Source organism: Serratia odorifera (assembly GCF_041448735.1).
Classification (GTDB): domain Bacteria; phylum Pseudomonadota; class Gammaproteobacteria; order Enterobacterales; family Enterobacteriaceae; genus Serratia_F; species Serratia_F odorifera.
The window spans coordinates 74,047-87,056 of the sequence record NZ_JBGMUT010000002.1; the positions used below are offsets into that span (position 1 = coordinate 74,047).

General features: G+C 55.2%; 13 protein-coding genes and 1 tRNA gene. 6 read left to right on the plus strand and 8 right to left on the minus strand.

Annotation, left to right across the window (positions count from 1 at the left end):
* Positions 1–5: 5 nt before the first annotated feature.
* From ACCC84_RS06535 to ACCC84_RS06545, 3 genes are all read right to left on the minus strand, one after another.
* The gene (locus ACCC84_RS06535) at positions 6–1,235 is read right to left on the minus strand and encodes an L-lactate MFS transporter (protein ID WP_004960243.1); all 1,230 of its coding nucleotides are present in this window, start codon (positions 1,233–1,235) and stop codon (positions 6–8) included.
* Positions 1,236–1,553: 318 nt separating this feature from the next.
* Positions 1,554–2,294 (minus strand): LytR/AlgR family response regulator transcription factor, encoded by a 741-nt coding sequence (locus ACCC84_RS06540; RefSeq protein WP_371901676.1) that lies wholly within the window; start codon positions 2,292–2,294, stop codon positions 1,554–1,556.
* Positions 2,294–3,982, minus strand: a complete 1,689-nt coding sequence (locus tag ACCC84_RS06545; protein ID WP_004960249.1) for a sensor histidine kinase — start codon at positions 3,980–3,982, stop codon at positions 2,294–2,296. The genes ACCC84_RS06540 and ACCC84_RS06545 overlap by 1 nt, the downstream gene beginning before the upstream one ends.
* Positions 3,983–4,025: 43 nt before the next feature.
* Between ACCC84_RS06545 and ACCC84_RS06550 the strand changes: the two genes are divergently transcribed.
* Entirely contained in the window at positions 4,026–4,181 is a 156-nt protein-coding gene (locus tag ACCC84_RS06550; protein WP_004960252.1) for a hypothetical protein, read from the plus strand.
* Here ACCC84_RS06550 and ACCC84_RS06555 read toward each other — a convergent pair.
* Entirely contained in the window at positions 4,174–5,418 is a 1,245-nt protein-coding gene (locus ACCC84_RS06555) for a DUF1479 domain-containing protein (protein WP_004960256.1), read from the minus strand. The genes ACCC84_RS06550 and ACCC84_RS06555 overlap by 8 nt on opposite strands.
* 168 nt (positions 5,419–5,586) lie before the next feature.
* On the opposite strand from ACCC84_RS06555, the gene ACCC84_RS06560 reads away from it, so the two are divergent.
* Together ACCC84_RS06560 and alaC are read left to right on the plus strand one after the other, a co-directional pair.
* Positions 5,587–6,129 (plus strand): GNAT family N-acetyltransferase, encoded by a 543-nt coding sequence (locus ACCC84_RS06560; protein ID WP_039991864.1) that lies wholly within the window; start codon positions 5,587–5,589, stop codon positions 6,127–6,129.
* A 117-nt stretch (positions 6,130–6,246) separates the two neighbouring features.
* Positions 6,247–7,485 (plus strand): alanine transaminase, encoded by a 1,239-nt coding sequence (gene alaC, locus ACCC84_RS06565; protein WP_371901677.1) that lies wholly within the window; start codon positions 6,247–6,249, stop codon positions 7,483–7,485.
* A 73-nt stretch (positions 7,486–7,558) separates the two neighbouring features.
* Here the strand turns inward: alaC and ypdK are convergent, their stop codons facing one another.
* Complete coding sequence (gene ypdK, locus ACCC84_RS06570; protein ID WP_099782600.1) at positions 7,559–7,633, minus strand: membrane protein YpdK; 75 nt, start codon at positions 7,631–7,633, stop codon at positions 7,559–7,561.
* A gap of 544 nt (positions 7,634–8,177) precedes the next feature.
* Positions 8,178–8,618 (minus strand): type II toxin-antitoxin system HicB family antitoxin, encoded by a 441-nt coding sequence (locus ACCC84_RS06575; RefSeq protein WP_004960265.1) that lies wholly within the window; start codon positions 8,616–8,618, stop codon positions 8,178–8,180.
* A gap of 164 nt (positions 8,619–8,782) precedes the next feature.
* On the opposite strand from ACCC84_RS06575, the gene ACCC84_RS06580 reads away from it, so the two are divergent.
* The gene (locus ACCC84_RS06580; RefSeq protein ID WP_233092354.1) at positions 8,783–10,054 is read left to right on the plus strand and encodes a DUF2254 domain-containing protein; all 1,272 of its coding nucleotides are present in this window, start codon (positions 8,783–8,785) and stop codon (positions 10,052–10,054) included.
* A 257-nt stretch (positions 10,055–10,311) separates the two neighbouring features.
* Here ACCC84_RS06580 and ACCC84_RS06585 read toward each other — a convergent pair.
* Together ACCC84_RS06585 and ACCC84_RS06590 are read right to left on the minus strand one after the other, a co-directional pair.
* Positions 10,312–10,386, minus strand: a tRNA-Arg gene (locus ACCC84_RS06585).
* A 113-nt stretch (positions 10,387–10,499) separates the two neighbouring features.
* Entirely contained in the window at positions 10,500–11,453 is a 954-nt protein-coding gene (locus ACCC84_RS06590) for a formate/nitrite transporter family protein (protein WP_004960275.1), read from the minus strand.
* Between the two features lie 253 nt (positions 11,454–11,706).
* On the opposite strand from ACCC84_RS06590, the gene ccmA reads away from it, so the two are divergent.
* Both ccmA and ccmB read left to right on the plus strand, forming a co-directional pair.
* Positions 11,707–12,339, plus strand: a complete 633-nt coding sequence (gene ccmA / locus ACCC84_RS06595; protein ID WP_004960276.1) for a cytochrome c biogenesis heme-transporting ATPase CcmA — start codon at positions 11,707–11,709, stop codon at positions 12,337–12,339.
* Positions 12,339–12,998, plus strand: coding sequence for a heme exporter protein CcmB (ccmB, locus tag ACCC84_RS06600; RefSeq protein WP_004960282.1), 660 nt, complete (start codon positions 12,339–12,341; stop codon positions 12,996–12,998). The genes ccmA and ccmB overlap by 1 nt, the downstream gene beginning before the upstream one ends.
* The last annotated feature ends 12 nt before the right edge of the window (positions 12,999–13,010 follow it).

The following is a 13,010-nucleotide window of genomic DNA, read 5'->3' on the forward strand; positions in this document are numbered from 1 at the left end:
ATGAATCAGGCGTGTTCTGCTTTTGCCAGCTCCGGCGTTGCGGTGTCGTCGGTTGTTGCTGTTGCCGTCTGCGGCGCGCTGATAAACAGCGTAATCAGCAGCGATACCAGCGACAGTACGCCAATCACCATGAAGGTGGCATGGAAGCCGCCAAAGTATTTGGCGATAAACGAACCGGCCAGCGCACCCAGACCAAAGCCCTGATAGATGATGCCGTAGTTTTTGCTGTGGTTTTTCAGACCGAAGAAGTCGCCGACAATCGCTGGGAAGACGGTAATATTGCCGCCGAAACAGAAGGCAACCGCGCCGACGCACAGGAAGAACAGGGTGTGGCTCAGGGTAAAGAAGCTCAGTGCGACAATCGCCAGCACGGTAACCAACATGGTGAAGCTGATAACGCGCATGCGGCCAACTTTATCCGACAGGGTGCCCAGAATGATGCGGCCTGCGGTGTTAAAGATAGCCACGGCGGAAACGGTGTTGGCGGCGGTAGCCAAATCCATCCCCGCCAATTGCACTCCCATGTCCTTGACGATGCCAATCAGATACAGGCCGCTCATGCAGGCAGAGAAGAAAATTGCGAACAGCAGGTAGGCTTCTTTGGTGGCCAGCATCTGGCGCACGCTGTAATCGTTACCCAGGCCGGCGGCGGTATTGGTCGATGTGCTGGCGGCGGGTTCTTTGAGCAACATTGAGCCGAACACGATCAGCGCCATGACGATCGCACCCCAGTAGAAGAAGGCGGCAGACACGCCAACATCAGCGATCAACGTGGCGTTGACGTATTTGAACAGCAGGCTGCCGCTGCCGAAAGCGCCGACTGAAATACCGGAAATCAACCCTTTGTTGGCCGGGAACCATTTGATCAGATTCGACAGCGTGGAAATATAGGCAATACCGACCGCGAAACCCACCACGACCCCGGCCAGCAGATAAATCATGTCCAGCGAGCTGACGTGAGCGCTGGCAATCAGACCCAGCCCTACCAGGATGCCGGACGCCAGCGTCAGGTTGCGAATGCCGAAGCGTTCCTGCAATTTACCGGCGAACAGAGTGGCAAACGCCAGAAAGAAACTGGTGATGGAGAAGGTGGTGGCGACATCGGCCAGGCCCCAGTGGAACTTATCGACCAGCGGCTGGTTGAATAAACTCCAGGTGTAGATGGTGCCAAGGCCCATTTGGCAAACGATGGTGCCAAAAACGATGAAGCTGCGATTTACCGGTTTGTTGGTCATGGCCGGTTTCTCCTGTGTGCGTTGCCCGTAAATTTGCGGGTATGCTGTGCTCCCGCGGAATGGGCTTAGTATAAGTCTGGCAATATCCCGGGTTGGCGGATCGGGAATGAGTTGCACCAGCAAAGGAATGAAATGCACCAGGAGATGCTTGAGTTGCCGATTTAGCGCCCAAAAGGGGGGGAAATGCCGCGTTTGTAATGTGATCTACATCAAACATCGCGACGATTTTTGTCGACCAGCACGCTGGCGTCAGGGGCTACAGGGGGGATTGGCCGCGGGGAGACCAGCGCAGCGTCGAGGCGGCTGCGCCGGCAAACATCAAAGACGCATCAATTTGCGGAATTCCTTGACCTTGCTGCGGCTGACCGGAACTTCAAATTCCAGATCGCTCAGCCGCAAAATATAGGTGTTGTTAAACCACGGCACGATTTCGCGGATCTTCGACAGATTGACGCAATAGGAACGGTGGCAACGGAAGAAGTGCTCTTCCGGCAACCTGCTGTAAAATTCGGTAATGTTCATCGGCATCACGAACTCTTCGCGGCGAGTGTAGACGCGCGTCACTTTCTCATCGGCGGCGGCGTAGTAAATCTCGTTAATATCGGTGACGATAATCCGCTCGTCTTTGATCAGATTGATGCTGGAATTGCTGCGCCCGGCCGGCGCTGTCTGTTCCGGCGCCGTTACCGTCGCGGGGCGCTGATGCAAGGCTTCGAGTTTTTGCAGCATGGTAATGATGCGCGCTTCGTGATAGGGCTTGAGAATATAGTCAAAGGCCTCGATCTCAAACGCTTCTACCGCGTGTTCCTTGTAGGCGGTGATGAAAATAATCGAGGGGCGGTGCGCGAATTTGCTGATGTTTTGCGCCAGCAGCACACCGTCGAGCGACGGAATGTTGATGTCGAGGAAAATGGCGTCCACCTGGTGATTCTGCAGGTATTTCAGCACGTCCAGCCCGTCCTCGAAGGTCGCTTCGATGCTGATGTTGCTGTGTTTCTTGATCAGATAATGCAGCTCTTCCTGTGCCAGAAACTCATCTTCGACAATTATGGCTTTCATCAATGTTCCCCGGCCGGTAATACGGCAGCGTCGTGATGCAGCTTGTTGCCGTTTTTAGTGATGACAAACGAAATTTCGGTGCCCGGCTCCAGACGCCGGATCTGCAAGCCTTCACCATACAGCAGCGATACGCGATGATGTACGTTGAGCAGGCCGATATTATGGCCAGGCATTTCGTTGCGCGCCACGCGGTCGATGACCTCCTGACTGATGCCGTTACCGGTATCCTTTACCGAAATCCTGACTCGGTCAGCCAAATCTTTTACCGCGATCACCACCACACCCTTGCCTTTGCAGGGCTGTATGCCGTGCACAATGGCATTTTCCACCAATGGCTGGATCAGCAGGCTGGGGATGCGCACCGCAATATCGTCGTCCACGTCATAAATCACCGTCAGCTTGCTGCCGAAACGCGCCTGCTCGATGGCGATATAATCCTGGATCTGGTGCAGTTCCTTGCGGATATCAATCAGTTCGTCGCTGAGCTCCAGATTGTAACGCAGATAGCGCGACAGGTTGATGATCAACTGACGCGCGATGTCCGGGTTGATGCGAATCGATGACGAAATGGCGTTCAGCGCGTTAAACAGAAAGTGCGGGTTGATCTTGCTTTGCAGTGCGCGCATTTCGGCTTTGTCGGCCATTTGGCGCAGCTGTTCAATGCGTGATACTTCCATTTGGGTCGAGATAATCTGCGATAGCCCGACCGCCATCACCTTCAGCGTGTTGGTGATCTGGTGGGCGTGGCAGTAGTAGATTTTCAACGTGCCGCTGACCTCGCCCTTTTCCCAGAGCGGGATCACCAACTGTGAATGTATCTGCGGCGTCGCCGGGTTCTCCAGGTTGTTTTTTATGATGATCTTGCCGTGGCGCAGGCTTTCACGCGTGACGCGGCTCAGGCTCTCACGGCCAACCGGATAATGTTCTTCGCCAATGCCAACGTAGGCCAGCACGCGTTGGGTATCGGTCATCGCCACCGCATCAGCCTGAATATCGCGGCGGATGATTTCACAGATGGTGGTCAGCGATTCACTGTTGAAATTACGAAAGTACGGCAGAGTTTTACGGGCGATATCCAGCGCCAGCTTGGCCTGCCGCGCGGCGATCACCTCTTTTTCATCTTCGACGCTTTGCACCAGCAGCACGATCAGACCAATACAGACGGTGCCGAGGATCATCGGCAGGGCGATTTTCGCCACGATATCCAGCCCGAGCTCGGTGGGTCTGGCCCACAGCACGATCAACAGCATGGTCAGACTTTCGCACAGCATGCCGCCGAGGATACCCACCCGCCAACGCTGTTGCTTGTTGATCTTCAAGTGAATGTACGCCGCGCAGATACCGGCGATGATGCTGGTGATCAGGCAGGGAACCGAGGTAATGCCGTCGATATCGATCAGATAGCGGTGGGTGCCGGCGATGATGCCGGTGACGATCCCCACCCAGGGGCCGAACAGGATGCCGCCCGCCATGATGGCGATAACGCGCACGTTGACCAGCGATCCTTCGACGTTAATACCGGAATAGGTGCTGAAAATGGCGAACAGCGAAAAGATGGCGGTGACCGCCGCCAGTTCCAGCGGCGTATGGTCCTCTTTTTGCAGCAATTGCCGGAACTGCCGGGTGCGGGTGAGGAAAAACAGGCAAATCAACATCAGCGCGGCGCGATCGAACACCGCTAACAGCATTTCAAAAACTGAGTGCACAACGGGTACTCGCTGCGGCGAAAAGATGCGGCAAGTATATCACAGCGCGGGCGACGCCCAGAACCGCCACGGCCTGTCAGGGCTGAAGCGGCACGTGCCGCAGCGGGTGGATACGCGGCCGGCCGCCAGAGGGGAAAACCGCGCGCCGGCTGGCAGTCAGCGCGCGGGTGCGGTTATTTGAAGCCCAGTTGCGCTCTGCCCAACGGCGTGAGCAATGCCTCGGTTGCCCGACCGACAAAGTCCACCTCGAAATCATCCGGGGCAAAGTCTGGAGGCGTGCGGCCCGCCAGAAAGCTTGGCAACTGGCGTTGCAGATAGGCGTCGTTTTTCTCGCAGCCTGGCGCGGCGGCGATGTACATCACGTTGCTATCGAATTCACCGTTGTGCTGGTTTTCCACCGCATGGATCACGTCACAGTGCCAGAATACCGTATCACCGGGCTCTAAATCGGGAATAGGGGAAATCCCTTGCAGTAAAAGGGGATGCCATTTTTCGGCAATCGACAAGGCACGGCCCGGCGCGGCGTCGCACAGATCGTCGTCGGCGACGTCATCTTGCAGGGCGCGCAGCAAGATATAGGCCATGGCATTGGCGATCGGCACCAGATTCAGCGTGCCGGCATTGGTGCGCTGCGGTGTCAGCGCGGTCCAGCCCTGGAAGGTGCGGAACATCGAACAGACCGCCGGCGAGGCGATTTCACGCACTGCGGTGCGGCCGTCGGCGGCAAACGGATCGTATTGTTGCCAATCGCCGGAAAAAACGTGGCGGTAAACGTAGCGGAAATTTTCATCCAGCCAGCGTTCGATAGTGCCGCTGTCGACGTGCGGCGACAGGCCGAGTGAGGACGAATTGGGTGGGCGGCGGCGCGTGCGATCGGCGTAGGTAACGACGCGCTGCGGATCAAAATGTTGCTTGCCGTTGCTTTCGGTTTCCCACAGGCTGTTGAGGAACACTTGCACCGCATGCATACGTTGATCCTGACGTGCTTCGACCTGCGGCTTCGACCAGTAAATGCCGTAAATTTGCGGTTTACTGGCGGCCAGCTTGCCAAAGTAGTTGTCTTCGGCGGCGTTTTTCAGTCGTTCGACGAAGTTATTGTGCTCGAGATAGTCCCCAATGTCGCGGTTCCACCCAGCGGCCTGCTCGCGGGGAAAAACGCCGCGAATAGCGCAGGCGCCGCGTTGCTTGATCAAGGCTATCTGCCGTTGGCTGACGCGCTGTTGCAGAATGTCTTCCGCGTCTAGCTGCGGTACCGGATTCTGCCCGGCGGCCAGTTCACTGCGGATCTGTTCCACCTGTTGGCGGATGTTATCCTCCAGCGTCAGGAAAACTTCGTGATAGTTGGGCAAAGCCTGACGCAATTGCTGTTTGACGTGTTTAATGGCGGTTGGAATATCGTCAATGACCAGTGTTGCCATGATGTTCTCCTCATGTCGCCAGCGACGGCGACAGGTATTGTCGGATACCGGGGTAAAGGGTTATGGTTTTGTTGTTTTGACGTTAACGATTATCTAAATTTAATTGCGGAAAATAAAGGGTTAGCTTTCATTCGTAACTTCCTCTTTTTCGCATTTCGGAGGTATAGCATGAAACTGGAAACAGAACGGCTGACGCTGCACAGCCTGACTGAAGAGGACTGGCCGCTGTTCTTGCAGCTGTATCGTGATCCACAGGTGATTCGTTATTTGGCCGATCCGCTGGATGAGGCGGAAATCCATGCGCGCTTTGCCGGCCGATTACCGGCCTGGAACAAACACAGCCAACACTGGCTGTGTCTGGTGATGCGTGAAAAGGCCAGCGGCGCTGCGCTGGGGCTGACCGGCTTTCGTGCCGAATGGTTGCCGTTTCAGCAGGCGGAGGTGGGCTTTGCCAGCCTGCCGGCGGGTCAGGGCAAAGGCTACGGTAAGGAATCGCTGCGCAAGCTGATGGACTTTGCGTTCAACGCCTGTGGCTTTCACAAGCTCAACGCCACGGTAACCGAAGGCAACATGGCGTCACGACGTCTGCTGGAAAGCTGTGGTTTTCAGCTTGAAGGCACGCTGCGTGATAATTTCCGTCTGGCAGGGCAATGGTATAACGACTGGCAACTGGGCTTGCTGGCCAGCGAATACGCCGTTGCCAAAAAGTAAAAAAATTGCGCAAGGAGACTCGACAGCCTGTCGGCGCTGCGATATGTTCGTCGTCAGGCCAAAAATTGGCCAGCGTCGCTCGGACGGTCCGGGCGCTAACGTATCTTCGAGGATCCTATGGCTGACAATAACAGTCCACGCCGCTTTACGCGTATTGAACGTCTTCCCCCTTATGTATTCAACATCACCGCCGAATTAAAGATGGCCGCACGCCGTCGCGGCGAGGATATTATCGATTTCAGCATGGGCAACCCCGATGGCCCGACGCCGCCGCACATCGTTGAGAAACTGTGTACCGTGGCGCAGCGTGACGATACCCATGGTTATTCAACGTCGCGCGGCATTCCGCGTCTGCGCCGTGCTATTTCACGCTGGTATGCCGAACGCTATCAGGTGGAAATCGATCCGGAAGACGAAGCCATTGTTACCATTGGCTCGAAAGAGGGGCTGGCGCACCTGATGCTGGCGACGCTCGATCACGGCGATACCGTGCTGGTGCCGAACCCAAGCTATCCGATCCATATTTACGGTGCGATGATCGCCGGCGCGCAGGTGCGTTCGGTGCCGCTGGTGGAGGGCGGCGACTTCTTTGGCGAGCTGGAACGCGCGATCCGCGAAACCATTCCACGGCCAAAAATGATGATCCTCGGTTTCCCCTCCAACCCGACCGCGCAGTGCGTGGAGCTGGATTTCTTTGAGCGGGTGGTGGAACTGGCGAAGCAGTACAACGTGCTGGTGATCCACGATCTGGCCTACGCCGACATCGTTTATGACGGTTGGAAAGCGCCATCGATCATGCAGGTGCCCGGCGCCAAGGACATTGCGGTGGAGTTCTTTACCCTGTCGAAAAGTTACAACATGGCCGGTTGGCGTATCGGCTTTATGGTCGGCAACCCGGAATTGGTGAGCGCGCTGGCGCGTATCAAGAGTTATCACGACTACGGCACCTTTACGCCACTGCAGGTGGCGGCGATTGCCGCGCTGGAAGGCGATCAGCAATGCGTGCGCGATATTGCCGAACAATATCGTCAGCGTCGCAATGTACTGGTCAAAGGCCTGCACGAAGCGGGCTGGATGGTGGCTAATCCGAAAGCGTCCATGTACGTGTGGGCGAAAATCCCGCAGCCTTATGCGCACCTCGGATCGCTGGAATTTGCCAAGCGCCTGCTGGCGGAGGCCAAAGTCTGCGTATCGCCGGGCATTGGTTTCGGCGACTACGGCGACGATCACGTGCGGTTTGCCCTGATCGAAAATCAGGATCGGATCCGGCAGGCGGTGCGGGGCATCAAAGCGATGTTCCGTGCCGATGGGCTGATTGCGCCATCGGTCAAGGCGGCGAAAAGCGTAGTGAAATAAACCGCCAGGCGGCGGTAAAACAACAAAGGGGCGCATCAGCGCCCCTTTGTCTATGTTCCCGGTACGGTTACCGTTAGGCAACCATCAGCATGAAAGTGCCGACCCATGCAACCAGCATGAATGATACACCCATCAGAAAATATTTCACAAATCACTCCCCTATGGAGTTCCTCGCAAGCCAACGATCCCGATTGTTGTGCTGAGTATTATAAGGAATGCCAATCAGCATCAGCGGGTTGTTTATCAATAACAACAACGGCTTGAATTAGCGGCATCCCGGTCGTCGCGTTTCTCTTGCTGCAGACAGGGCTGCAACCACGACAGGATCGGCGCTAATGTACTCCCAATTCACGCTTGATTTCAATACTGTGTTTTTGATCACACTTTTTGCGCATTATTTAACCACTACTTGCTGTTTTTAAACGCTTTTTATTTTTATCCGCTTTTTTCAACCACAGGCAATAAAGCCCGCAATGCGGGCTTTGTCATGTTTGCAGATTGGGTGGGGAAGGCTTAGGCGACGGCGTTGAGGCCGACCAGCAGCATGACCCAGAAGACAAGGCACGTCAGCAGAATAACGCACCAGATATTACGGCGGCTCCACTCCATTTTGGCCTTAACTACCTTTATTGTTATTGGGTAGCGATTACATCGGCGTAAAACGGAGAATATTTAGCCCGCCGCGAGAATATTTATTTTCCGCTGATTGCGGTTACCGCCAGCCGGACTTCATGGCCCAGCAGGTACAGCGCTTGCTCCAGCGCTTCCACCTTGGAGGCGTAGCTAATATCCAGCAGGCGATCGATCTGCGCCGCGTTGTAACCCAGTTTGCGCGCCAGATCGGCTTTGGAGGTCGTTTGCGCCAGCATGATATTGTGCAGTTCCAGTTTCAGCGCCACCAGCACCGGCAGATGAATGGCGATCTCGTCGAGCCGTGGGGGGGAGGCAGGCGGTAACGGGCGGCGCTCGGCCATTTCGTTGGCGATGGCGATCAGCAGGCTTTCTTGCGCCTCCAGCTCAATGTCATCATGGCTATAGCAAGCCGCCTGCTGCTGTGGGAAATCGCGAAAGGTAATGTGCCAGGCATCGCTTTCGTCGTCGAAGGCGTAGCTGGCAGGGTAATCATGGGTCATGGCGTATCCAAATGGGAAACTGCGGCTGAAAGGACGGTGCGGCGACCGCGTGACATGTTGGCATTAGGGTACAGGAAGTGATGTAACGATGGGAATGGAATTCAGAAAATGCATAAATACATAAGCTATAGTAGGTAACACGATCGGACAAAGGAATGCGAATAATGTCGAAGTGGCATTGGTTATTTAGCCAGTTAACGCGCAAGTTATGGTTCCGTACCTGCTTATTTGCTCTGCTTGCCGTGATTTCGGCATTAGTTTCCATTGTGCTTAAACCGATTATTCCCGCCAGTATCGGTGGGGTGGTTGGAGCCGATGCGGTTGATAATATTCTCAACATATTGGCGTCCAGTATGCTGGCGGTAACCACGTTCTCACTGAATATCATGGTATCAGCATACAGTTCGGCAACCACCAGCGTTACGCCTCGTGCGACACGTTTGGTGATGGAAGACAGCACCACGCAAAACGTACTGGCGACCTTTATAGGCTCCTTCTTATTCAGCCTGGTGGGCATTATTGCACTCAGCATGGGAGCCTATGGAGAGCAGGGCCGTGTGGTTCTCTTTGTGGTGACACTGGCCGTTATCGCTCTGATCATCATCACGCTATTACGCTGGATCCAGCATCTCTCGCTGCTTGGACGCGTTGGTGAAACGACTTCACGGGTAGAAGATGCTACGCGAAAAGCACTTGAAAGTCGTATAAACATACCGTATCTGGGTGCCAATCCCTGGTCTTCACATATTCACCTCCCTCAGGATGCACTGGCGATATATCCGCAGGACATCGGCTATATACAACATATTGATATGCAGATACTTGATGATTACGTTCAGAGTATTGAAGGTGAACTCTATTTAGCATGTCAGACCGGGGCGTTTGTGCATCCGGGGCAACCGGTGGCTTTGCTGTGCTCGTCTCATCGAAACATCGAGACGGAAGCATTATTGCGCGCCATCACTATCAGTACGGAGCGTTCATTTGATCAAGATCCCCGCTTTGGTTTGTCGGTGTTGGCCGAAATAGCCTCAAGAGCATTGTCCCCAGCGGTTAATGACCCTGGAACAGCAATTGATGTCATTGGCCGTGCCGTGAGGCTGTTAGCGATGTGGGGTGATAAAACGCCACAACGGGAAGAGGTCATCTATCCGAACATCTACGTAAAGCCGATTTTGACCGCAGACCTGTTCGATGACATTTTTAATCCTGTAGCACGTGACGGGGCGGCGCTTATCGAGGTACAACTCCGCTTGGTAAAAGGCCTGTTGGCTCTTTATCAGATCAATAAAGCGATATTTTCCGCTGACGTACACAGATATGTCTTGATAGTAAAAGCATTGGCAGAGAGTCAGATGGTATCTCAAACGGATGGCGATAAACTCAATGAATGGATACGGCAGTCCGGCCTGCTGGCTACAGATAAGAGTGACTAGGGAGCAGTAAACAGCACAATGTTTGGCGCCCGACGCACAGGCTACTGCGGTTGACTCATGAGCGGCATTTTTTATCGCGGGTCGGCGTGAACGTCAGTGATTACCGGTACTCATTCGACGACCTGTAGTTCTCCGGGGCAGCGCTTGCCGTCAATAAATCCCGCTTGCAATTGATGACTGGTATGGGCCAGAAGACCGTTGCCGCAGGCGGTGGCTCAACAGGGGGAGTCGGCGGCAAAGATTGGTAAAGCAGAAAATGGTGTCCCCGACTGGAATCGAACCAGTAACTAGCCCTTAGGAGGGGCTTGTTATATCCGTTTAACTACGGAGACGCCGCGAGCGGGAGTATTATACCCTTTTTTCGTCGCAGAATAAGCGCTTAGCGGTTCGTTTGCTCAATCCCTCACCAATTGGCCATGTTTTTGCCGCTTGGCGAGGGAGGGCGTCAGGGTTTGTTGGCCGGGTCGGCGTCTCGCTGTGCCTTTGCCCGTTCGGCTTCACGCCTGGCTTTGGCTTTGTTGCTCATGTCGTTACGGATCTGCGCGTGGCTGATCAGCGCAAAGATAAACGATCCGCCGATGATGTTGCCCGCCAGCGTCGGGATCGCGAACGGATAGAAAAAATCCTGCCAGGGGAGAGCGCCGCTGAACACCAGATACAGTATCTCCACCGAGCCCACCACAATGTGCGTCAGATCGGCGATGGCGACCAGATAGGTCATCAGCACGATCACCCAGATCTTGGCGGCGCCAGACGACGGAAACATCCAGACCATGGTGGCGATGATCCAGCCGGCCAAAATGCCGTTGGCAAACATTTCTTCGGGACTATTTTGCATTACCTCCTTGGCGAGGTCGGTAAACGCCTGACGCGTGGCGTCGTCGAACAGTGGAAGCTGGATAAACGCTTCAGCGGCCAGCCCGGTGCCAATCAGGTTGCCCAGCAGCACCACGCTCCATAACCGGAACAGGATCAGGAAGTTTTTCGGCGTGGGTTTATGCATGATTGGCAACACCGCGGTGACGGTATTTTCAGTGAACAGCTGCTGGCGCGCCATGATCACGATGACAAAACCGAAGGTGTAACCGATATTCTCGATGAAAAATCGACTGGGATCGTCCGGCAATCGGGCGTGGAAGATGCCCTTGGCCATTAACGACGCCCCCATCGACAGTCCGGCCGCCACCGCTGACCATAACAGCGCCAGCCAATCGCGCTCCAGCTCCTTTTCCCCTTCCATGCGGATTTGCTCATGCACGGCCGCAGCGCGTGACGGCAGTTTTTCCTCATCGACTTCTATTTCTGCCTTGCCCTGTTCCTGTTCTTTGCTTTCGACCTTGACCTCACCTTTGTCGCCGCGTTTCTCATCATCCAATCCGAGATTCGGTTTATCGCTCATCTTCAGTTCCCTCAGGCAGCAAAAATCACGTTGATGATTCAAGCGTAGTTGCCGTTGCGTGCGGCTGAAAGTGACAGTCGCTATTGCAATAAAAAGTAACAAGATTTTAACCGAGGCGTTTTTTTCTACGCATTATTGATCTGGTACAGGATATTACCCCCATTGGAGTAGTTGAGCGGGCTTTGGCAGGCTACGTGCGCTCTGTCGCTTATGCTATGATTCGCATTCCCAACGAAAACTGTCGAGTCACCTGATGCTGGAAGTCAGAAACCTGAGTTGTGTCCGCGATGAACGCGTTCTGTTTAGCGGGCTGAGTTTTTCGCTAAGTTCGGGAGAAATTGTCCAGATTGAAGGTGCCAACGGCGCGGGCAAAACCAGCCTGTTGCGTATTCTCGCCGGGTTGGCGCGGCCTGACGGCGGTGAGGTGCTGTGGCGCGGTGAAAGCACGCTGCGCAGCCGCGAACGTTATCACTGGGAGCTGCTGTATCTGGGGCACCATCCCGGCATCAATGCCATGCTGACGCCGTTTGAAAACCTGCGTTTTTATCAGCAGGTACGGCGCGCTACCGACGGCCAGGCTATCTGGCAGGCGCTGGAGCAGGTGGGCTTGGTGGGGTACGAAGACTTGCCGGTTGGGCAGCTTTCTGCCGGTCAGCAACGGCGAGTCGCGCTGGCGCGACTGTGGTTGAGCGACTGCCCGTTGTGGATCCTCGATGAGCCGCTGACGGCTATCGACAAGCAGGGTGTAACTGAATTGATTCGCCTTTTTGATCAACATGCGCAGCAGGGGGGCATGGTATTGTTGACCTCCCATCAGGATGTGGTCGGTACTACCCAGGCGGTAGAGAAAATTCGACTGGTTGATGCGGGCGGGGAGCACGTCTGATGTTTTTGACCCTGGTACGCCGCGAATTGAAAATCGCCTTTCGCAAAGGCGCGGAAATAGTCAACCCGCTGTGGTTCTTTTTGATCGTCATTACGCTGTTTCCGCTGGGCGTTGGCCCCGAACCACAGTTGCTGGCGCGGATTGCCCCGGGGATCATCTGGGTGGCGGCATTGCTGGCTTCGCTGCTGTCGCTGGAAAGGCTGTTTCGTGATGACCTGCTGGATGGTTCACTAGAGCAACTGTTGCTGTTGCCGACGCCGCTGCCGATCGCGGTGTTAGGCAAAGTATGTGCTCACTGGGTAGTGACCGGCCTGCCATTGTTGATTTTGTCGCCCTTGGTGGCGTTACTGCTGTCGCTGGACTTCAATAGTTGGCTGGCGGTGGCCTTGACTTTGTTGTTGGGCACCCCGACGCTCAGCCTGATCGGCGCCATTGGCGTAGGCCTGACCGTGGGCTTGCGTAAGGGAGGAGTGCTGCTCAGCCTGCTGGTGCTGCCGTTATATATTCCGGTGCTGATTTTTGCCACCGGCGCTATTGATGCCGCTGCGATGAACATGCCGATTGACGGTTATCTGGCGATCCTCGGTGCGATACTGGCGGGCAGCATGACGTTGGCGCCTTTTGCCACGGCGGCGGCGCTTCGGGTTAGCGTGCACTAGCCAACCGTATGA